Raw genomic sequence first — 20439 nt, forward strand, 5'->3', positions numbered from 1 at the left:
GGCACAAGGGGTAGCATGGAAATGCCACGACACGTACCCTTAAGCTGCTGTATTATCGCCCGAAACGAAGGCGATCGGATTGGTGAGTGCATTCGCGCCGTCCAGGGACTGGTGGATGAGGTGGTGGTGATCGACAGCGGTTCCACGGACGATACCGTCTCCGTCGCCGAAGGCCTGGGCGCCCGAGTCATTCATCATGACTGGCCGGGCTATGGTCCGCAGAAGCGCTACAGCGAGGATTGTGCATCATACGACTGGATTCTCAATCTGGATGCCGATGAAGTGGTTACCCCGGCGCTTTTTGCCGAGATCAAAGCGCTGATGGCGACGCAACCGAAGCTGAGCGCCTATCGCTTTCGTATCAAGAATGTCTATCCGGGCAAGGCGAAGCCGCGTCTATGGGCCGATTATCACAACTATGTCCGCCTCTATGACCGCCGCATCGTGCGCTTCCGCGAAAGCCTGGTGCACGATACGGTCGATACCAAAAACGAGACCGTTGGCCAGCTCAATGGTGCGGTGATGCACTTTTCGGCGCGCTCCTACGAGCATATTCGCGCCAAGCTCGATTCCTACACCAACCTTCAGGCCAAGGTGCTTAAGAAACCGGCCTGGGCCATTCGCCTGCGCCTGCCGTTCGAATATCCCTTCGTCTTCCTGCGCTATTACCTGTTCCGCGCCCATTTTACCGGCGGCTGGGATGGCCTTTACAGCAGTCACCTGGCGGCCGAAGCGCGATGGAATCGCCTGCGCAAGATCCTGTCGGCGCAAAAAGCCCAAAAGGCGGTTCACTGATGTCCGGCAAGCCCACCTTCTGGCAGGACGTCGCCTGGCGCCTCGAAGCCCTGCTGTACGATCTCTTCGCCGGCTTTACGCGCCTTCTGCCGATCGATACGGCCTCGGATTTCGGTGGCTGGCTGTTCAGGACCCTGGGGCCGCTGACCCCGGTGCAAAAAACGGTCAGGCGTAATCTCGAACTGGCCTTTCCGGAGATGGATGACGCCGCGCGCGAAACCCTGATCCGCAAGCAATGGGAAAATACCGGCCGCACCATGGCCGGTGAATTCGCCGTCATGGACCGGATTGTGAAGGATACGTCACGTGTTGAGACCGAGGGATTCGAGCGGCTGGAGGCCATTGCCGCCAGCGGCAAGCCGGTGATCTTCATTTCCGGCCACTTATCGAACTGGGAGGTCATGAACATCCCTATTCTGGCGGCGAAAATTCCCTATATCGTCACATATCGTGCCGCGAATAACCCCTATGTCGACGCACGGATTCGTGCCGGGCGCGCCGCCTATGGCGTCAGCCTGTTTGCGCCAAAGGGCGGCGATGGCGCCAAGGAACTGCTGGCCGGGTTGCAGAAAGGCGAATCCGTCGGGCTGATGAACGACCAGAAGTTCAACCGCGGCGTACCGACACCGTTCTTTGGCCATATCGCCGAAACGGCGCCGGGGCCCACCAAGCTGGCTCAGCGTTTCGGCACGGTGTTACAACCCCTGACCATTCGCCGGCTTCATAAGGCGCGTTTCCGGGTCACCGTCCATGAGCCGATAGAGATTGAAAGCACCGGTCACAAGTCTCAGGATATAGACGCAACGGTCTGTAAGATAAGTGCTTTTATCGAAAAGGCGGTGCGCGACAATCCGGAAGAATGGTTCTGGGTTCACAAGCGCTGGCCGAACAGCCTCTACAAGGCACCTGAGCAATGAGCTCTTTGCCTGTTATCTTGGGTCACAAAAAGTGAAGCCCTAATGGGCCATCGGGCTTTGTTTCGCTGGCAGGACATCATAAGCTTCCAGGCGAATGTGGAAGCAGGTTTTACAAAAGCGCAAACTCAGCCTCCTGGCCGGAATCGCCATCATTGGCTTTCTGACGCTGGCCTTCCTTTATTTGCAGAACGACATTCACCGCAATTATCTCGATCCCAAGATTCCCTTCCAGATTTATCATCCGCCGCCCGCGCCGGATTACCGCAAGCCCGAAGACTGGTATCTTAATCCCGGCCTGGCGCATTATTATGCCGATCCGCGCAAGGTCGATGTCTTTTTCGTCCACGGCACGACCTATAATGGCGGCGAACAGTGGCTGGGCTCGATCACGAGCAACGCTGCCCGGGAAGGCGTCGAGCGGGTGCAACTGCCAAACTATGCCGGTCCCTTCGCCATCATGGGCAATATCTATGCGCCGAAATACCGCCAGGGCAGCCTGTTCACCCAGCTGACCCTCAAGGAAGATTCTCGCGAAGCCCGGCAATTTGCCTATACGGACGTCGAGGCCGCCTTTACCGCTTTTCTCAAGCAGCGGCATGGTGGCAGGGGCTTTGTGATTGTCGGGGTTGAGCAGGGCGGCTTGTTGGCCTCAAGGTTGGTGCGCGATGTGGTGGCGAAGAGCCCGGAACTGAAATCGCAGCTCGTGGCGGCCTATCTGCTGGAAACCCTGGTGCCGGAGAGCCAGTTTGGCGTGCAGAGCCCCACACCAGTCTGCCTGTCGCGCCAGCAGACAGGCTGCATCATCAGCTATGCCAGCATCGATTCCGGCCGCCCGGATATCGCTCTGCAGGTTCTGCAAAAGGCAGCTTTCTGGGAAGGCGACCACCTGCTGCCCATGGGGTCGCAGAAAGGCGTCTGCGTCAATCCGCTGAATGGGGTGGCTTCGGGTGAGGAGATCGATGCCCGCCGTTCACTGGGCGCCACCAATGCCACAGGCCTGGAATGGGGCACCGAGCCTCCCCTGACCGCGCGCAAGGTCTCCGCCCATTGCCTCGGCGGGCTGTTATTCGTCAACAAGCCCAATTCCGCAGGCTTCGACGATGATGGTACATGGGAAGACCAGAGAAAGGTAAATCCTTACAATCTGTTCTACGGCGATCTTCAGGCGGATGTTCAGGCGCGCTGGCAACAGTATGAGGCGGTTCCGGCGGCTTAGTCCTGCTTGTCGGCGAGATCGGATCGCCAGTCGAACAGTTGTCGCAACACCTCAATGGCCTTGCGACGCGGTTCCGGCAGGGCGTCGCCATGCTCCAGAATATAGACCGCCTCACGCGCCGCCATGGCGATCAGGTGTGTATGGGCCACCGGATCGACAAAGCGATAATCGGGAAAGCCGGATTGCTTGGCGCCCAGAATGTCGCCTTCACCGCGCAGTTTCCAATCCATTTCGGCGATCTTGAAGCCATCTTCCGTATCGCGCAGCAGTTCCAGCCGCGCTTGGGCCGTCTTCGACAGGGGCGTATCGTAGAGCAGGATACAGGCGCTCTTGTCGCGCCCGCGCCCGACCCGCCCGCGCAACTGATGCAGTTGCGCCAAACCGAAGCGTTCCGCCTGTTCGATGATGATGATCGAGGCCGTCGGGACATCGATGCCGACCTCGACCACGGTCGTGGCGCACAGGATTTTCAGTTCACCCGAGGCAAATTGGCTGATGACGGCGTCCTTGTCTTCGGAGGCCATGCGGCCATGCACCAGCCCGATCTCGATTCCGAGGTCTTCCTGCAGCTCACGATGGCGCCGTTCAACAGCGATCAGGTCGGATTCGGCAGTGTCCTCGACCAGCGGACAGATCCAGTAGGCCTGCGACCCGTCCGCCACAGCGGTGCGTAGGCGGTTGACGACATCCGGCAGCCTCTGGCGCGGCAGGACGGCGGTCTGGATCGGCTGCCGGCCGGCCGGCTTTTCGTCAAGGATGCTGAGATCGGCCTCACCATACTGGGTCAGGGCCAGGGTGCGCGGAATGGGGGTGGCGGACATTGACAGGTAATGAACTGCTTCGCCTTTGGAAAACAGCTTCTGCCGTTGCCCGACACCGAAGCGGTGCTGCTCATCGATCACCGCCAGCTGCAGGCTGTGGAAATCGACACCTTCCTGAAAGACCGCATGGGTGCCGAAAACAAGGGTGGCGTCGCCGGCAGCCACAAGAGCCCGCTTCTGCTCACGGAGCCTGCCCTTATCACGGCCGGTCATTATTACTGAACTGACGCCGATAGCCTCCAGAATTGGCAGACTTTTTTCGTAATGCTGCCGCGCCAGGATCTCGGTCGGCGCCATCATCACGCTCTGGAACCCGCCCTCGGCAAGATCGATCATCGCCAGCAGGGCTACCAGGGTTTTCCCGGCCCCGACATCGCCCTGGATTAGGCGGTTCATGCGGTGGCCGGAGCGCAGGTCGCGGCGGATATCTTCCAACGCACGCACCTGCGCCCCCGTCAGGCCGAAGGGCAGGCTGGCCAGGGCGCGATCGGATAGATCATGAAAGTCGATGACGCGCGCCGGCGTGCTCTGCCGGTGCTGCTTACGGCTTTTCAGCGCCAGCTGGTGTGCCAGAGCCTCATCATAGGCCAGACGCAGGCGATGACGCGAGTCGATCGACATATCCAGTTCGCCAGACGGATGATGAATATGGGCCAGAGCTGCGTTGAAGGCTGGCCAGGCATGCTTGTCGAGCAGGGGCCTGTCCTGCCATTCCGGCAGATCGGGCAGGCTGGCCAGCGCCGTCTGGACAAATTTGCGGATCATCCGGGACGACAGGTCGAGGGTCGCCGGGTAGACCGGTTCGCAGGCGGGAATCTCTTCCGCGCGCACCTCATCGACGATATAGTCTGGGTGCGGCATCTGCAAATACTGGCCGTACTTCTCGATCTTGCCGCTGATTATCCGCTCGGCGCCGACCGGATGCTGGGTTTCGAAGCCACGGATGCGATGAAAATAGGTCAGTTGCAGGCGGCCGGTATCGTCAAACACATCGACGCGCTGTGGCGCCTTGGGAGCGGAGGGCGGGTAGCCGCCGATTCGCACCCGCACCGTCTGGACCTCGCCGATACGTGCCTCGGCCAGCTTTACCAATGGCCTTTTTATCAGCCCCGATGGCAGGAAGAAGGCCAGGTCGCGTATATGTATCCCGACATGCGCGCTCAGTGCAGGCGCCAGCTTCGGCCCGACGCCTTTCAGGCTGGTGACCGGCGCATAGTAGGGAAACAAAATTTCTGGTCGCATGGGCTTATCAAGCACCAAAAATGCTTTATGAGAAGGCCTCGTGATCGTTTGGGAGTGTAAAGCTGTGCCTAAAGAAGCTGAAACAGAAACCGGGCTGCGGGAGGCCCGCCTGAGAAAGCTGTCCTTCCGCGCCTGGCGTCGCGGCTTCAAGGAGGCGGATATCATTCTCGGCAACTTTGCAGACGATATGCTGCCCGGAATGACCGATGAGGAACTGGATATCTTTGAAGTCCTGCTCGAAGTGCCGGACCAGGATCTCTATGGCTGGATCATCGAACGCGATCCTACGCCACCGGCGCATCAATCTATAATTATGAATAAACTCAACGATTATTATAAAATAGCTTACACAAAGATCTAAATTTAAAATGCCCGATTTGTCACGGATAACAGGCTCGACGGGCGAATTTGTCCTGAGTGGTGCGCCAGAAGGCTATGACAGCCTGATCACTGCCGATCTGGCGCGCACTGAAAAGCTCAGCGTGTTCGTAGCGCGTGATTTCGCTCGCATGAATGGCGTTGCGGAGGCGCTGAAATTCTTTGCGCCCGATCTGACGATTCTGAACTTTCCGGCCTGGGACTGTCTGCCTTATGACCGCATGAGCCCGACGCCGGGTATCGTGGCCCAGCGCATGTATGCCCTCTCGCAACTGGCGGCGTTCCGCATCCAGGCGCCCGCCAGCCCGGTCCTGTTGCTGACCACGGCTGCGGCCCTGATGCAGAAGGTGCCGCCGCTCAGCGTCATCAATGAAGGCCGCCTCTCGCTGAAGCCCGGCCAGTCGCTCGATATCCGCGACCTGGAAACCTATTTCCTGACGCACGGCTATACGCGCGTCTCGACCGTGGCGGAAAAGGGCGAATTCGCCGTCCGTGGCGGCCTGCTCGATGTGTTTTCACCAGGCCATGATGAGCCGGTCCGGCTCGATTTCTTTGGCGATACGCTCGAATCTATCCGCAGCTTCGATACCGAAAGCCAGCGCTCGCTGAAGCAGATCACCTATCTGGATTTCACCGCCGTGGCGGAAATCCGCATGGATGAGGCCAGTGTCAGCCGCTTCCGTCAGCACTATCTCGAAACCTTCGGGGCACCGGGCGATGACCCGATCTATACCGCCCTGTCATCCGGTATCCGCCGGCAGGGCGTCGAGCATCTGCTGCCGCTGTTCTACGATAAACTCGATACCGTCTTCGACTACCTGCCCGCTAAAACCCTTGTCATGATCGATGCGCTGGCGGAAAACGCCTTTGCAGAACGCGCCGCCAGCGTTCAGGACGCCTATGAACTGCGCGCCGACGCGATGAAGGAAAAGGGCGGGGCGGCCTATCGCGCCTTAGCCCCGGTGAAGCTTTATCTCGATGAAGCGCACTGGAATGCCGCGCTGAGCGGCCAGCGCATCCGTCGTTTCGAACCTTTCCAGCGCGAAGGCGCGCAGGTGATCGACCTCGGCGGTCGGCCGGGCCGTAATTTCGGCCAGGAACGTTTGCTCGATTCGACCAACCTGTTCACCGCCGTTACCGATCACGCCAAGGCCCTGGCCAAACAGGGCAAGCGAGTGCTATTCGCCTCGTGGACCGACGGGTCTTCCGATCGCCTGGGCGTCATGTTGGCCGATCACGGCCTGACCGGCCTGCGGCTGGCGGCGGATTGGGCGGATGCCGTCAGCTTCGGTGTCGCCGGCACCAAGGTGAAGCCGATCCAGCGCGCGGTCCTGCCGCTCGATCACGGCTTCGAGACGGAAAGCCTGGCTGTCATTTCCGAAACCGACATTTTAGGCGATAGATTAGCCCGTCCGCGTAAACGTCGGCGTGCCCAAAACTTTCTGGCCGAAGCATCGGCCTTGTCGCCCGGCGATCTGGTGGTCCATATCGAACACGGCATTGGCCGTTATGACGGCCTGAAGACGCTCGATGTCGCCGGCGCGCCGCACGATTGTCTTGACCTGCAATATGCCAACGACGCCAAACTGTATCTGCCGGTCGAGAATATCGACCTGCTGACGCGCTACGGCGCCGACAGCGACAGCGCCCAACTCGACCGCCTTGGCTCGGCCAGCTGGCAGGCGCGCAAGGCAAAAGCGAAAGAACGTCTGCGCGAAATGGCCGATGGCCTGATCCAGCTGGCAGCTGCACGCGCCATGAAGCAGGGCCAGACCATTGATCCGCCATCGGGTCTCTATGACGAGTTCTGCGCCCAGTTCCCCTATGAGGAAACCGACGACCAGCTCAATGCCATCGCCGATGTTCTGGAAGACCTGGGCAAAGGCCAGCCGATGGACCGCCTGATTTGCGGCGATGTCGGTTTCGGCAAGACCGAGGTGGCCCTGCGCGCCGCCTTCGTAGTCGCCATGTCCGGCCAGCAGGTGGCTATAGTTTGCCCAACTACCCTGCTGGCGCGCCAGCATTTCAAGACCTTCAGCCAGCGCTTCCAGGGCTGGCCGATCCGCGTACGCCAGTTATCGCGTCTGGTGGGCCGCAAGGAAGCCGACGAGACCCGCGAAGGCTTGAAGAAGGGTGAGATCGAGGTGGTCATCGGCACCCATGCCCTGCTCTCTGATCAGGTGAGCTTTAAGGATTTAGGCATTGTTATTGTTGATGAAGAGCAGCATTTCGGTGTCAAGCACAAGGAGAAGCTAAAGACCTTCCGCGCCGATGTCCACATGCTGGCGCTTTCCGCCACGCCGATCCCGCGCACCCTGCAAATGGCGCTTTCCGGCATCCGTGACATGTCGATCATCGCCACCCCGCCGGTCGATCGCATCGCCGTGCGCACCTATGTCATGCCCTATGATCCGGTGGCCCTGCGCGAGGCCCTGCTGCGCGAAAAGTATCGTGGCGGGCAGGCCTATTATGTCGTGCCGCGCTTGAGCGATCTGCCCGATGTCGCCGACTTCCTGCGCGCCCATGTGCCGGAAGTGAAGTTTGTTATCGGTCACGGCCAGCTGTCGCCTACGGCACTGGAAGACGTCATGACCGCCTTCTATGAGGGCGAATACGATGTGCTGCTCTCCACCACCATTGTCGAATCCGGTCTCGATGTGCCGACCGCCAATACGCTGATCGTCCATCGCGCCGATATGTTCGGCCTGGCGCAGCTGTACCAGATCCGTGGCCGTGTGGGGCGCTCCAAGACCCGCGCCTTCGCCTACCTGACCACGCCACAGCACAAGACCTTGAGCATTGCGTCAGAAAAGCGGCTCAAGGTTCTGCAATCCCTGGATAATCTAGGCGCCGGATTCCAGCTGGCCAGCCACGACCTCGATATTCGTGGCGGTGGCAATTTGCTCGGCCATGAACAATCCGGCCATATCCGTGAAATTGGTGTCGAGCTGTACCAGCAGATGCTGGAGGACGCGGTGGCCGAACTGCGCGAGCAGAACGATACCCAGGCCGATGCCCGCAGTTGGTCGCCGCAAATTAATGCCGGTGCCGCCGTCATGATTCCCGAAAGCTATATCCCTGACCTCAATATCCGTCTGGCGCTCTATCGCCGCGTATCAGAGGCCGAGAAACTGGCGGACCGCGAAGCCCTGGCCTCCGAACTGATCGATCGCTTCGGCCCGATCCCTCAAGAAGCCGAGCAGCTGCTGAAAGTCGTCGGAATCAAGGGTTTGTGCCGGGAATCTAATGTCGCGAAGCTGGATGTCGGCCCCAAGGGTGCCGTCATCACCTTCCGCAATGACAGTTTCAATAACCCGATGGGGCTGATCAGGCTAATCCAGGCGCGACCGAATGACTGGAAGCTGCGACCTGATCAGAAGCTGTTGGTGAAAGGCGAATGGCCCGAAGCCGCCGAACGTCTGGCGGCCGCCGAGCGTATTATGAAGGATCTGGCGAAGCTGGCGGCGGAGGCTTGAACGGAGCTTAAACCGCCTCGCGATCCGGATTGCCGACCTCGGCCGCTGCGCGTGTCAAAGCCGCGGCGGCAGGCTCTCCGGCCTGTATCTCCGCCGCGCCGACGACGAATTCCACGACATAGGGCGGCTTGCCCTGACCGGAATCGAAAGCCGTGCAGCTGACCACGGCCGAGATGCGCTCCCCGACATTGCGCGCCGCGTCCACTGAAGTAGCGGGCAGGGCGATGGCGAAGACATCATTGGAGAGCCGTCCGGCGGAATCCTCGGCGCGCACCAGACGCGCCACCATCGATCCGATCTGCGGCACCGCCTTGTTGTACATGCCCTGGGTGCGGGCGCGCACAACTTCCGGCGTATCGGCGATCTTGAGCACGCAGATGCTCAAAGACCGGTTGCGCTCCGTGGCGGCTTTCGACAGACGAGCCAGATGGGCTGCGAACAGATCGCGGCCGAAAAGGCCCGTGCCCTTGTCCATCTGCGCGCCATGCCGCATCGATTCCAGCGTCCGGCGGATGGTCATCTGGCGGCGATGAGTACGGGCCAGCTTCAACAGGCGGCTGGCGATTTCAGCGATTCCCGCCTTGGGATTGGCGATATCGTTGACACCGCGCATATAGGCATCGCCGATATCGATTTCGACCAGACGGTTCAGCCGCAGCAGGACCGGCGTGTGATAGAGGCGCGTATTGCGGCGCATGCCGGCGGCGATGGACAGCGATTCTGTCGGTTGGTCACCGCCCCACAGCACCACGGCATCGAAGGTCTTGTCGTGCAGGTAATCGAAGGCGCTGTATGAGGAAAGGGCGGCCGTCACCTCGGCGCCGGACAGGGTGAGGGTATGCGTCAGGGCCAGGTATTCGGGATCGGGGCGGCCGATTGACAGAATCGCCAGGGGGGGCTGGTTGTCCAGCAGGATATCCAGGTCCTGCAGGTCGGCATTGAAGGTCTCACGACGCGTATCGTATTCTTCTTCGGCAATGCAGGCGCGCACCAGGTGTTCGAGGCTGACCACCATCTGCTGCGGATGGGCGCTGCGGGTGAAGACCATGTCCCAGCCTTCCGGCACGTCATAGCGGTCGTCATTGCGCATAAGGGCGATGGCGATGCGGCGGGGCCAGCAGGCCTTGCGCAGTTGCGCCACCACCTCAGGCCACTGGCTTTCATCGGCGCGATTGACGATAACGGCTTCGATAGGCAGGTCGTGGAGCGCCACGCAGCCCGCTTCCGGCAGTCTGGCGCTGATGGTGCGCAGCCCTAAGCGGTCCAGTTCATCCGACATGCCGTCAAGCCAGGCCCCGTCATGACTCAGTAACAGCAAACGCGCCTGAGAAATCAAGATACAAGCTCCTGTCGAGCGGCGGCAAAAACGGGGGTGAGGGACATTTGGGTACGCGATTCTTAAAAGGCAACAGTAAACATTATTGTAACATATCCGGCCTTCATGGAATGGGCGAGACCGTAAAAATCCAGCCTTCATCCACCGCTTCTGTCGATATCAGCAGATAGTTGTTTTGATTGCAGAAATGCGGCACATCGATCTGCGCCATCGGATCGTTGGCCAGCAGAATGACGCCGGCGCTCCTTTGGCGTTCCAGTTGACGGCGCAGTTTCAGCGTCGGCACCGGACAGCGGTGGCCGCGCGCGTCGATCACGACAAAGCCCTCTTTCGCGAAAGCCGTCACCGGATCGTTTCCTGGCTGAACCGGTTATGAAATTTCTGCGTCAGGAAATCCACCAGACTACGCACCCGCCGGGGCACATTGCGCCCCTGGGGCAGGATCAGGCTGATCTCGTTGACGCCCCAGTCGTAATCGGCCAGCACCACCTTGACCTCGCCGGACTGGATCGCATTCGAGGCCACATAGATCGGCATGACCATGACGCCGATACCGGCCCTGACGGCGGACATCAGCATGCTGGCGCTGTTGGAACGCATATTCGGTCGAACCTTCAGGGAAAAGGATTTTCCCTTATGCCGGTATTGCCAGAGATCCTGGGTGTGGGTGCCATTGTAATGCAGCAGCACATGGGTCTGCAGGTCTTCGGGCGTACGGATCGGCGGCATGCGTTTCAGATAGTCGTGACTGGCCACGACCACGCGTCCGGACTGGCAAAGACGCCGCACCGTCAGGCTGGAATCGTTCAGTTTCCCGACCCGCACGGCGATATCAAACCCTTCGCCGGTAAGGTCCAGTTTCTCGTCACTGAAATAGACGTCGAGTTCAATGCCGGGATAGAGCCCGACAAACTCCGCCAGCACGGGTTCGAGATAATCGCGGCCGAAGACGATCGGGCCGGTAAAACGGATGGGACCGGAGAGATCAGCCGTCGACTCGATCAGGTTCTCGGCGGCGACCTCCAGCTGAGAGACCGCCTGGCGCGCCTGCTCATAATAGAGGGTGCCGGCTTCGGTCAGATAGGTGCCGCGCGCCGTCCGGTGAAGCAGGCGGGTGAAAAGGCTGGCTTCCAGCCTGGCGACGCGCCGGGAAATAATCGATTTCGAGGTTTCCTGGCGCTCGGCGGCGCGCGCGAAGCTGCCGGTCTCGGCCACAATGAAAAAGGCATGGAGATCGTCCAGGTCGAAACGAGTCTGTTCCATAATATGCAACGCTGCGATGATTAAAGTGCGACTTCCGGCAACACCAGTAGATAAGTATAGACTGCCGGGCAAGGCCTATTCGCAGGTGCGCGTTCGTGCTGCCGCCGGTTTGGCGCCTTAAGGGTTTACAGATTATCAGAACGGCCTCTTCTGATAAACCTTGGCCGCGCCGCATTCCCTATGTGCGACGCGGCCTTTTTCTTATCCAGCTTTGATTTTCTTCAGGTTTGCGGCGTGTGCCCTGATCAACGCCTGGGTCGAAGTGTCGGTATTGAAGACACTGTACCAGCCCTGCGGTTCATGCGGCGGATCGCCGACAAACGCGGTTTCGCCACGCAGCATGTGGTGATCGGCATGAAGCGCGCGGCCGGCGCCGCCCCAGGCCCAGAAGTTCGAGCCCGCCACCGGCGTATTGTGAGCGATGGCGTCTTCCACCGCCTTGTAGATCAGGCCGTAGAAGCGATCCTTATAGGTAGTCGGCGTGCCGGCGTCATAGTTGATATTGTCACGCGGGAAGCCGAATTCCTCGAAGACGAGGGGTTTGTTGAGCTTCTGGGCGATGGCGATATGGGCGTCGATATAGGCCTGGACCTTTTGCGCGCCGGCATCGAAACTGCCGCCGAGATCGTCCTTGTCGACCCAGCTCCAGTTCTGCGGCCAGATATGTGCGGTCAGGTAATCGATATGCTCGTGCGCCTTGATGACGATCTCTTCGCTGTTATTGGCGCCCATCAAGCCTTCATGACCCAGGGAAACGAGATGGTTCGGCGCCAGGGAACGGATAAGGGCGGCGCTGTCCTTGATCCAGCCGTAATAGTCCTCAACATGGGCCTTGATATTGGCGTCGCTGCCGCCGGGACGCGGCTCGTTGGACAGCTGCCAGGCCATGACCGTGGCATCGTCCTTGTAGGCCTTGCCGGTGACCGAGTTGGTGCGGCCGAGCAGCATGCGGATATAGTTGTAATAGGCTTCCTTGGCGGCGCCGCTGGCATAGAATTGCGCGGAAAAATCGGCAAAGGCCGGCCAGGGGTGGGCCGGGTCGTTCATGTTGATATAGTTGCCGCCATTGGTCCAGTACTGGTAGGTCACCATGCCGCCCGACCATTCCCAGAAATTGGTCAGGTAAAGCACGGCCTTCATGTCGCGCTTGCCCATCTCGGCCAGCAGGAAATCGAGACCGGTCAGCAGGTCGGCATTATAGTCGCCGGGCTTGTTGGAAAAGGCCGGATCGAGCGAATTGATCAGGGGCGAGAGTTCCGATGAGCCGAGTACACGCAGGTTGGAAACGCCGAGCGCTTTCAGATCGTCCAGTTCCTTCACCAGGCGGGCGCGATCGCCAAAACTGGCCGTCGAGCCCAGATAGGCGCCATACCAGATATTGGCGCCGACATAGCGATAGGTCTCGTCCTTGAGCTTGAAGTGTATGCCGTCGACACGAACAAAATCATTCGAGCCCGTGGCTGAAGGCGGGCGTTTGGCGAGCGCGCAGCCGGCAAAAGCCAGACCCATGGTGCCCATGCCGGCGCCCATGAGCGCACGACGCGATATCTGTGACATATGACGGTTCTCCCATATTTTGTTGGCCGCTTTTGACGTCGGGCGGCGAATAGAACCGATTTAGCCCAGTTTAATGAAATTTGAAATAAATAATCGGCGATCTCCGGGGATAAAAGAATGGGATGCCAGGGTAGGGCTTTATGCCGCCCCTCAGGTATGGCTGATAAGAGGATGGGGTTAAGCGGGGGAGGTGTGGTAATTACGGCCGTATAAACGGTTCGAAAATCGCATGATGGAAGAATTGAAAAGAATGGTCTATTTTGATTTAAATATGAAATAATTCATAATTCTATTTAATTATGTTAAGGCTCTACAGGTCTGGCATCTGACCCCTTTTTCATCACCGCATAGCCATTCATCCGGCGATAGGGCCGCATCCGCTCTTCCTTCGCGAAGCGCATGAGAAAGCGCATCAGCCAGTTGGCTGGCAGGTCGCGACCCAGTTTCCGGCCTTCCTCGCCTATGAACGTCATGTCCTGGATAATCCAGCCTCTGGCGGCGAAGTAATCGGACCAGTCATTTGGCGTGGGGCCAGGATTGAAGCGGAAGGGTGCATTCTCCTGAAGTCGTTTCATAACGACGCCGCGCGCCGCCAGATTCAGGAAGAAAGGGGAAAAATAGTCCAGTATCCAGTACCTTATATGATCCTGTTCATGCAGGTTTTGCGCTAGGGAGTCAGTGGACTCATTAGTCAAATAGGGAATGACGCCTTCGGTCAGGACCAGTATGCGGGCACCCTTGCTATGCAATCCAGCCAACAGCGCCTGGCGTGCATCGTCCTGGCTCAGGTCGCAGGCCATGCGCTCCAACCGGCAGACTGGCACTTCGTCGCGCAGGGTCTCAGTCTTGAAATCGATCATATGAGGGAAATCGACCTCGATCCATTGAAACCCGGGCGGGAGATCAAGGCGGTATGGCCGCGTATCCAGTCCGGCGCCCAGGTTGACGACACAATCGACGCCGTCCGCGACAGCGGCCAGGATATAACGGTCGATAATGTGCGTCCGTAGCGCCATGGACCAGGCCATGGCGCGCTCGATGCCCATGTGACGCGCCAGTACGTGACCACGGGCGCCGGCCAGCTTACCGGCCAGTGGATCCTTGAAGAGGGCGTCCTTGCGCTGGGTTTCCAGCCAGCGATACCAGGCCACCCAAAAGGCCGTATCGGAAACGTGCGCGATCTGTTCGGTCATTTATGCCGCCTTTCCCTGAGTATAGTGTCAGGAAAAACCAGCAAAAAGAAGACACATCCTTTGAGGCGCTATTGCCACCGCGCCTGCCGCACATGGCGGGCGATCTCGTTAAGATGGGAATCCCAGGTGCCGCAGCATCCGCCCCAGATATCGATATGCGGATAACGCCGTGCCAGCACGCCCATGCGTTCGCCAAGATCGGCCGGATCGCCGTCCTCCAGATGGCCGATCTCACAGAGATCCATCTTGTCTTTCGAACTGGCATTGGGCCGCAGACTGCGCAGCCGCAGAATCCAGTCGCCCGCTTCAAGCGAAGGCTCGAATTCAAGCGGATGCGAACAGTTGAGCCCGTAAAAATCCGGCCTGTCTTCGCCGGCTTCGGCATCGACCGTTTCTATGGCTTCTTTCAGGCTGGGGCCGGATTTCAGGCGATGATTGCTGTCCAGAGTGAACGAAATATAGAGCGGTACCTCCAGCCGCGCCGACGCGCGTGACACGCCGATCGCTTCGGCAACATTATTGAAGGTGACCGCGCTCATGAAATCGATACCCGCACCTTTGAGTGTTTCGATCTGGAAGCTATGATAATCTTCGGCCTCATCAGCGGTAATGGTGCGATTGAGCGAATAGGCATCGCCACGGGGCCCGGCCATGCCGCCAATCAGAATTTCCGGAACCTGGCTTTCATAGGGGCGCGATATGTCGCGCAGGAACCCGACCGATTGCACCAGGGCGTCGGCAAGGCCAGAGCGCGAATAGCCGAGTTTTTCGCCCCAATCCGGACTGGCGCGATAATCGAGTCCGGTGAGCATGACCGCAAAGCCGTGTTTGGCCGCGGCATCGAGCACGCGCGAATACATGCCTTTCAGATCGGCCATCGCCCGTGGATTATCGAGAAGGGGATACATGGCAAACTCAGGCAATTCGTGCCCGAATTTGTACATGATCTCGGTTTCCTGACCGCCTTCGGTCAGATAGATAATATCGTCACGCTGTACTGGAAAGCTCGTTTTCATCGAAACCTCCTTTCGTAACGGCGTTACCGTAACAACAAAATCTCTTTTGTACAAGGCGCTGCCAAATGATAGATTTGTGTCAGGCCCCTCCGGTTTGAGAGACCTTCAAGCCCTTATGCGCATTCTGCCAGCCACCGCTGAACTGGTGCCCGCCTTTTCAAACCTGGCGGCGGCGACCTTTGCCGAAACCTTCGGCTATCTGTTTTCGACGGAAGATCTGGATGCCTTTATCGCGCAATCCTATGCACCGGGCGTTCTGCTGGAAGCGACTGCGGCGCCCGATGGCTTCTGGCGCGTCGCTCTCCAAGCCATTATTAAAAAAGCCGACCCAAGGGCCGGCTTTTTTAATAATGGCGGACAAGGTGGGATTCGAACCCACGGTAGGCTTCCACCTACGGCGGTTTTCAAGACCGCTGCCTTAAACCACTCGGCCACCTGTCCGCACGAGGGAAGGGCGCTTGTAACGGGCTTCCACAGACGTGCCAAGTCCCGATCATGTATTTTGCCGAAAAATTTGACCGGAAGCCATTCTGTCAGGCAACCGCTAAAAGAATTTCACACTCCCGGTTCATGCCTAACCGGTTTTAACCAAGATTTCGCAATTCGGGCGCAGGATGCTATGTGTAGATTGCACTTTTCAGGGCCTGATGCCTGCCATGACCGAGCCAGAATGCTCACCTATATGTTTAGCTTCAAGGGTCTTACCCCTTGTTTCCATGCTGTTTCTGGCTGCGTGCGCCACTACCCATACCGACAGCGGCCTGACTGGGCCGAAAGTGGCGCAGAACCCGCAGTATAATCCCGGCAATTTCCGCCCCTATACGGTGCGCGGCAAGACCTATTATCCGCGCGTGCCCGAACCTGGCCACACCGAAACCGGCACGGCCTCCTGGTACGCCGGGGAATCGCCCAACACCACCACGGCCGATGGAGAATATTTCGTGGCCGATGGCATTTCGGCTGCCCACAAGACCTTTCCCCTGCCCAGCATCGCCGAGGTCACCAATCTCGATAACGGCCGCACCATCCGTGTGCGCGTCAATGATCGCGGGCCGTTTGTCGAAGGCCGGGTAATGGATCTGTCGCGCGGCGCCGCCAAGGCGCTGGGAGTCTACGCCACAGGTACGGCACGGGTGAAGATCACCTGGCTCGGCCCCGCCGACCGGATGCAGACGGCGCCGATCTATGCCGCACCAGCTTCGCGGCCGGACGACGACCAGCGCTATATCGTGCAACTCGGGGCCTATTCCCAGAAAGACAATGCCGAGCGCGCACAGGATCGGTTGGCCGATGCCCGGATCAACAGCCGCGACAATCTCTATATCGTCTACACCGGTCCCTATACCGGCGCGGCCGCCGCGGAAACCCATCGCCAGGCCGCTATCGATGCCGGTTTTGCCGGAGCGATACTGGTTCACAGCGATTAAGGCCATCAGCGTTTTTTGGACTTGAGAAATCCGTCAAAAGACGGTCTATCTCCAGCGTGAGCCATTTACCCGAACATTCCCCTCTGAACGGCGGGCGTTTCATCGTCTTTGAAGGCGGTGAGGGCGCCGGCAAGTCCACACAGGCAAAAGCGCTGGTGGCGAAGCTGCGCGCTATGGGGCTTGAGGTGGTGCAGACGCGCGAACCCGGCGGATCGCCCGGCGCGGAAGCCCTGCGCGACCTGCTGGTCAATGGCGAGGCGACGCGCTGGTCGGCCACAAGCGAGCTTCTGATGATGTATGCCGCGCGCGCTGACCACCTAGAAAAGGTCATCCGGCCGGCCCTGCAGCGCGGCGCCTGGGTGGTCTGCGACCGCTTTACCGATTCGTCCCGCGCCTATCAGGGCGCAGGCGGAGGCGTGGCACAGGGCTTTATTGAACAGGTCGATACCGCTGTGGTCGGCGATACTCAGCCGGACCTGGTGCTGGTGATGGACATGCCGGTCGAGGCGGGTCTGCGCCGGGCGAAGGCCCGCGGCGATGGCGAGAACCGTTTTGAATCGAAGGGGCAGGTCTTTCATGAGCGTCTGCGCGCCGGCTTTCTGGCGCGCGCCGGGCAATTTCCGGCACGCTACCGCGTCATCGATGCCGACCAGGGCATAGAACCGATCACGACTGAGATCTGGGCGCAGGTTCAGGCCGCTTTCCCTGATGTGCGAGGCGCGTCGTGAGCGAAGTCCTGACATCGCCGCGCGAGAGCTTTGCCTTTGAAAACGGCGAGACGGCCGATCAGGCCTTTGCTTCGGCCTATGAGAAGAACCGCCTGCACCACGCCTGGTTGCTGTGCGGACCGCAAGGCCTCGGTAAGGCCAGCTTTGCCTTCCGTTGTGCGCGTTTCCTGATGGGGCGCGACCGTGACAGCCGGCAAGGTGTGCTCGGTATGTCGCCGGATGACGCTGATGTGCGCCTGATCACGGCCAGTTCGCACCCGGACCTGTTGGTGCTCGAACGCGAAATGGGCGATGGCAAGCTGAAGAAGAATATCAGCGTCGATGCTGTCCGCGAGATCGGCGAATTCTTTTCCAAGGCGCCCTCGCGTTCGCCCTATCGCGTGTGCATCATCGATGCCGTGGACGACCTGAATATCAATTCAGCCAATGCCTTGTTGAAAATTCTTGAGGAGCCGCCTGAAAAGGGAATTATCTTCCTTATCTCGCACTCACCGGGGCGTCTGCTGGCAACCATTCGCTCGCGTTGCCGTCGGCTGACCTTCACGCCCTGGAGCGATGCGGCGGTCGAGGCCTTCCTGCGCAAAAGGGTTGAGAGCGACGAGGAAACCATCGGGCGGCTGGTCCATCTGGCGCATGGCGCGCCGGGGAGGGGCCTGACTCTGCTGGAGGAAGGAACTCTGGAAATGGATGCTTTCGCCGGCCGGCTGCTGGAAAAGCCCCTGCCGCCACGCGCCGAGCTGATGCAGGCGGCGGCCAGTTTCAAATCGTCCTCGGCCAAGAATGACGGCGCGCGCAAGTTCGCCAGTTTCATCAACTGTCTGACCGATCGCATTCACGAGCGTACGCTCAGCGCCGCGACGCCGCAAATCGGGCAATCCTACGCCCAGCTGTGGTCGCGCCTGAATAATGCCGTGCCGGAAACCGAGGCTGTGAACCTCGATCGCGGCGACTATTTCTGGTCCATATACAATGAGCTGGCGACCCTTTCCTGAAGTAATAGATGACGCAATTTCGCTACATAGATTCGCACGTTAACCTACACGCTCCGCAATTCGCCGAGGACCAGGCAGAGGTGATTGATCGCGCGCGGGCCGCCGGCGTGGATCTGATGGTCAATATCTGTGACCGGGTTTCGAATTTCGACGCCGTCTACAAGTTCGCCGAAGACCATGCGGATATCTGGGCGACCGTCGGCACTCATCCGCACGAATCGCGTGAAAACCCGGACCTGACGACGGCGGACCTGCTGGCCCTGGCCGAGCGGCCGAAGGTGGTCGGCATTGGCGAATGCGGGCTCGATTTCCACTATGATTACAGCCCACGCGAGGTACAGGCACAGGTTTTCAAGGCGCATATCGACGCGGCGCGGCAATCCGGCCTGCCACTGGTGGTCCATACGCGCGAAGCCGATGACTGGATGGCGCAGATACTGAGCGAAGCGCATCAGGCGGGACCGTTCAAACTGCTGCTGCACTGCTATACCAGCGGCGCCGAACTGGCGAAGACCTGTGCGGAAATGGGCGCCTGGTTCTCGGTGTCCGGCATCGCCACCTTCAAGGCGGCCGAGGATGTGCGTGCCGTGATCCGCGACATGCCGGCCGACCGGATCATTATCGAGACCGATTGCCCGTATCTGGCGCCCATTCCCATGCGCGGACGGCGCAATGAGCCGGCCTTTGTGCCCCATGTCTATGACAAGCTGGGAGAAATCCGCGGCTGGACACTGGATGAGGTGAGGGCGCGCACTCATGAAGCCTTTTTCAAGCTGTTCGATCGGATTGCCATCTGATGTCCCAAACCCTGACAGTCCGGATATTGGGATCGGGATGCTCGACCGGCGTGCCGCGCATTGACGGTTACTGGGGCGCCTGCGATCCGGAAAACCCGAAGAACCGGCGTACGCGTTGCTCAGCCTGGTTTGGATTGTCGGATGGGAATGGTCTGACCTCGGTGGTTGTCGATACCTCACCGGAATTTCGCGAGCAGATGATTCGCGCCGGCGTGCCGCATATCGACGCGATCCTGTGGACTCATGACCATGCCGACCAGACCCACGGCCTCGATGACATGCGCGCCTACACCTTTGCCCGCGAAAAGCCGATCGACGGCTATATGGACGCTGCGACCTACGACAGCCTGACCAGCCGTTTCGGCTATGTGTTTACGGGCAATCTCGGCTATCCGCCGGTCTGCTATCCGCATCATATGCCGCCGCACGGCGCGCCCTGGTCCATTTCCGGTCCGGGGGGCGACCTGCCTGTGATCACTTTCGATCAGGCGCACGGACCGATCCGTTCCGTCGGTTATCGGCTGGGCGATGTGGCCTATTCCAGCGATATATCGGATTTGCCGGAGAGCAGTTTCGAAGCTCTGGAAGGCCTGAAGGTATGGATCGTGGATTGCCTGCGCTACAAGCCGCATCCGACGCATTCGCATCTCGAAAAGACGCTTGGCTGGATAGAACGGCTCGGGCCTGAGCGCGCCATCCTGACCAATCTGCATCAGGATATGGACTACGAGGCGCTTACGGCGATCCTGCCGCCGGGCGTCGAGCCAGCCTACGATCAGATGGAAATAGTCATTTAATCCAAAAGATTAATGCGTCTATTTCCCATAATGCATCAGTCGTAATCTAGCGCTACGCCACCATAGTAGGTCGTCGGATTATGCGCATGCTCGAAAACGGCGCTGTCGATCATGCCAATAACAAACAGGGCCACGATCAGGGTTGCCACAAAGGCCAGCACCATGAGCAGATTGATGTTGGATGCGTGACGATGCGCGTGAAGTGTCAGTTGACCAAAGGTGTCGGTGGTCGGTTCGAAATGAACGGCAGACATGGTGGCCATGGCGGAACTCCTTACAGACCTGATTATGGCGGCGTCCTGAAAACGCTATTGGCTTTGCCGTAAAAACGATGTGCGTGAATTCGACAGGCTGCGTAAGGAAGGCATAAAAGAGATCATTTCCTGCGACAGATATCCATTATTTCCCATAATATTTATTATGCGATAAAACGATGTAGATCACCGATAGAAAGGACACGCCTCTCACGGATAGAAATGACACAGTCC

Annotated in this window: 19 protein-coding genes and 1 tRNA gene; 10 read left to right on the top strand and 10 right to left on the bottom strand. The window is 59.3% G+C overall.

Features of this window, described 5'->3' with window-relative positions; all coding sequences use genetic code 11:
* Nucleotides 1-21: 21 nt before the first annotated feature.
* The 3 genes from QM647_RS09160 to QM647_RS09170 all read left to right on the top strand — a co-directional run bounded on the left by QM647_RS09160 (nucleotide 22) and on the right by QM647_RS09170 (nucleotide 2928).
* On the top strand, nucleotides 22-795 hold the full coding sequence (locus tag QM647_RS09160) for a glycosyltransferase family 2 protein (protein WP_414995195.1): 774 nt from the start codon (nucleotides 22-24) through the stop codon (nucleotides 793-795).
* Nucleotides 795-1712 carry a lysophospholipid acyltransferase family protein gene (locus QM647_RS09165; protein WP_414995196.1) on the top strand — a complete coding sequence of 306 codons (918 nt, stop codon included), beginning with the start codon at nucleotides 795-797 and terminating at the stop codon, nucleotides 1710-1712. The genes QM647_RS09160 and QM647_RS09165 overlap by 1 nt, the downstream gene beginning before the upstream one ends.
* A 94-nt stretch (nucleotides 1713-1806) precedes the next feature.
* Nucleotides 1807-2928 (top strand): DUF3089 domain-containing protein, encoded by a 1122-nt coding sequence (locus tag QM647_RS09170; RefSeq protein ID WP_414995197.1) that lies wholly within the window; start codon nucleotides 1807-1809, stop codon nucleotides 2926-2928.
* On the opposite strand, the gene recG is transcribed toward QM647_RS09170, so the two are convergent.
* Entirely contained in the window at nucleotides 2925-4991 is a 2067-nt protein-coding gene (gene recG / locus QM647_RS09175; RefSeq protein ID WP_414995198.1) for an ATP-dependent DNA helicase RecG, read from the bottom strand. The genes QM647_RS09170 and recG overlap by 4 nt on opposite strands.
* A 64-nt stretch (nucleotides 4992-5055) precedes the next feature.
* On the opposite strand from recG, the gene QM647_RS09180 reads away from it, so the two are divergent.
* Nucleotides 5056-5352, top strand: a complete 297-nt coding sequence (locus QM647_RS09180; RefSeq protein ID WP_414995199.1) for a succinate dehydrogenase assembly factor 2 — start codon at nucleotides 5056-5058, stop codon at nucleotides 5350-5352.
* 7 nt (nucleotides 5353-5359) lie between these two features.
* Nucleotides 5360-8845: a transcription-repair coupling factor gene (mfd, locus tag QM647_RS09185; protein ID WP_414995200.1), complete on the top strand. Its 3486-nt coding sequence runs from the start codon at nucleotides 5360-5362 to the stop codon at nucleotides 8843-8845.
* 7 nt (nucleotides 8846-8852) lie between these two features.
* Here the strand turns inward: mfd and QM647_RS09190 are convergent, their stop codons facing one another.
* From QM647_RS09190 to QM647_RS09225, 8 genes are all read right to left on the bottom strand, one after another.
* Complete coding sequence (locus QM647_RS09190; RefSeq protein ID WP_414995201.1) at nucleotides 8853-10181, bottom strand: diguanylate cyclase domain-containing protein; 1329 nt, start codon at nucleotides 10179-10181, stop codon at nucleotides 8853-8855.
* 103 nt (nucleotides 10182-10284) lie between these two features.
* Nucleotides 10285-10527 carry a sulfurtransferase TusA family protein gene (locus tag QM647_RS09195; RefSeq protein WP_414995202.1) on the bottom strand — a complete coding sequence of 81 codons (243 nt, stop codon included), beginning with the start codon at nucleotides 10525-10527 and terminating at the stop codon, nucleotides 10285-10287.
* The gene (locus tag QM647_RS09200) at nucleotides 10524-11444 is read right to left on the bottom strand and encodes a LysR family transcriptional regulator (protein ID WP_414995203.1); all 921 of its coding nucleotides are present in this window, start codon (nucleotides 11442-11444) and stop codon (nucleotides 10524-10526) included. The genes QM647_RS09195 and QM647_RS09200 overlap by 4 nt, the downstream gene beginning before the upstream one ends.
* Nucleotides 11445-11645: 201 nt before the next feature.
* Nucleotides 11646-13001 carry a glycoside hydrolase 5 family protein gene (locus tag QM647_RS09205; RefSeq protein WP_414995204.1) on the bottom strand — a complete coding sequence of 452 codons (1356 nt, stop codon included), beginning with the start codon at nucleotides 12999-13001 and terminating at the stop codon, nucleotides 11646-11648.
* A 302-nt stretch (nucleotides 13002-13303) separates the two neighbouring features.
* Nucleotides 13304-14194 carry a class I SAM-dependent methyltransferase gene (locus QM647_RS09210; protein WP_414995205.1) on the bottom strand — a complete coding sequence of 297 codons (891 nt, stop codon included), beginning with the start codon at nucleotides 14192-14194 and terminating at the stop codon, nucleotides 13304-13306.
* Between the two features lie 68 nt (nucleotides 14195-14262).
* Nucleotides 14263-15210, bottom strand: coding sequence for a homocysteine S-methyltransferase family protein (locus tag QM647_RS09215; RefSeq protein ID WP_414995206.1), 948 nt, complete (start codon nucleotides 15208-15210; stop codon nucleotides 14263-14265).
* A gap of 157 nt (nucleotides 15211-15367) precedes the next feature.
* Nucleotides 15368-15589 carry a hypothetical protein gene (locus tag QM647_RS09220; RefSeq protein ID WP_414995207.1) on the bottom strand — a complete coding sequence of 74 codons (222 nt, stop codon included), beginning with the start codon at nucleotides 15587-15589 and terminating at the stop codon, nucleotides 15368-15370.
* Nucleotides 15562-15651: transfer RNA gene (locus QM647_RS09225), tRNA-Ser, on the bottom strand. Before QM647_RS09225 ends, QM647_RS09220 begins: the two co-directional genes overlap by 28 nt.
* A gap of 275 nt (nucleotides 15652-15926) precedes the next feature.
* Between QM647_RS09225 and QM647_RS09230 the strand changes: the two genes are divergently transcribed.
* The 5 genes from QM647_RS09230 to QM647_RS09250 all read left to right on the top strand — a co-directional run bounded on the left by QM647_RS09230 (nucleotide 15927) and on the right by QM647_RS09250 (nucleotide 19951).
* On the top strand, nucleotides 15927-16637 hold the full coding sequence (locus QM647_RS09230) for a septal ring lytic transglycosylase RlpA family protein (RefSeq protein ID WP_414995208.1): 711 nt from the start codon (nucleotides 15927-15929) through the stop codon (nucleotides 16635-16637).
* An 83-nt stretch (nucleotides 16638-16720) separates the two neighbouring features.
* Complete coding sequence (gene tmk, locus QM647_RS09235) at nucleotides 16721-17365, top strand: dTMP kinase (RefSeq protein ID WP_414995228.1); 645 nt, start codon at nucleotides 16721-16723, stop codon at nucleotides 17363-17365.
* Entirely contained in the window at nucleotides 17362-18357 is a 996-nt protein-coding gene (locus QM647_RS09240) for a DNA polymerase III subunit delta' (RefSeq protein ID WP_414995209.1), read from the top strand. Before tmk ends, QM647_RS09240 begins: the two co-directional genes overlap by 4 nt.
* Before the next feature lie 8 nt (nucleotides 18358-18365).
* On the top strand, nucleotides 18366-19154 hold the full coding sequence (locus QM647_RS09245) for a TatD family hydrolase (RefSeq protein ID WP_414995210.1): 789 nt from the start codon (nucleotides 18366-18368) through the stop codon (nucleotides 19152-19154).
* A complete protein-coding gene (locus QM647_RS09250; protein ID WP_414995211.1) occupies nucleotides 19154-19951 on the top strand; it encodes an MBL fold metallo-hydrolase in 798 nt (265 codons plus the stop codon). Before QM647_RS09245 ends, QM647_RS09250 begins: the two co-directional genes overlap by 1 nt.
* Before the next feature lie 35 nt (nucleotides 19952-19986).
* Here the strand turns inward: QM647_RS09250 and QM647_RS09255 are convergent, their stop codons facing one another.
* Nucleotides 19987-20214, bottom strand: coding sequence for a hypothetical protein (locus QM647_RS09255; RefSeq protein WP_414995212.1), 228 nt, complete (start codon nucleotides 20212-20214; stop codon nucleotides 19987-19989).
* Nucleotides 20215-20439: the final 225 nt, after the last annotated feature.

It is taken from the genome of Asticcacaulis sp. (assembly GCF_047605585.1).
GTDB lineage: Bacteria > Pseudomonadota > Alphaproteobacteria > Caulobacterales > Caulobacteraceae > Asticcacaulis.

Excerpts from the sequence above, each read along its gene's own strand:
- QM647_RS09160 (WP_414995195.1), top strand. The coding sequence starts at position 22 with ATGCCACGACACGTACCCTTAAGCTGCTGTATTATCGCCCGAAACGAA.
- QM647_RS09165 (WP_414995196.1), top strand. The coding sequence starts at position 795 with ATGTCCGGCAAGCCCACCTTCTGGCAGGACGTCGCCTGGCGCCTCGAA.
- QM647_RS09170 (WP_414995197.1), top strand. The coding sequence starts at position 1,807 with ATGTGGAAGCAGGTTTTACAAAAGCGCAAACTCAGCCTCCTGGCCGGA.
- recG (WP_414995198.1), bottom strand. The coding sequence starts at position 4,991 with ATGCGACCAGAAATTTTGTTTCCCTACTATGCGCCGGTCACCAGCCTG.
- mfd (WP_414995200.1), top strand. The coding sequence starts at position 5,360 with ATGCCCGATTTGTCACGGATAACAGGCTCGACGGGCGAATTTGTCCTG.
- QM647_RS09200 (WP_414995203.1), bottom strand. The coding sequence starts at position 11,444 with ATGGAACAGACTCGTTTCGACCTGGACGATCTCCATGCCTTTTTCATT.
- QM647_RS09205 (WP_414995204.1), bottom strand. The coding sequence starts at position 13,001 with ATGTCACAGATATCGCGTCGTGCGCTCATGGGCGCCGGCATGGGCACC.
- QM647_RS09210 (WP_414995205.1), bottom strand. The coding sequence starts at position 14,194 with ATGACCGAACAGATCGCGCACGTTTCCGATACGGCCTTTTGGGTGGCC.
- QM647_RS09215 (WP_414995206.1), bottom strand. The coding sequence starts at position 15,210 with ATGAAAACGAGCTTTCCAGTACAGCGTGACGATATTATCTATCTGACC.
- QM647_RS09230 (WP_414995208.1), top strand. The coding sequence starts at position 15,927 with ATGCTGTTTCTGGCTGCGTGCGCCACTACCCATACCGACAGCGGCCTG.
- QM647_RS09245 (WP_414995210.1), top strand. The coding sequence starts at position 18,366 with ATGACGCAATTTCGCTACATAGATTCGCACGTTAACCTACACGCTCCG.
- QM647_RS09250 (WP_414995211.1), top strand. The coding sequence starts at position 19,154 with ATGTCCCAAACCCTGACAGTCCGGATATTGGGATCGGGATGCTCGACC.
- QM647_RS09255 (WP_414995212.1), bottom strand. The coding sequence starts at position 20,214 with ATGGCCACCATGTCTGCCGTTCATTTCGAACCGACCACCGACACCTTT.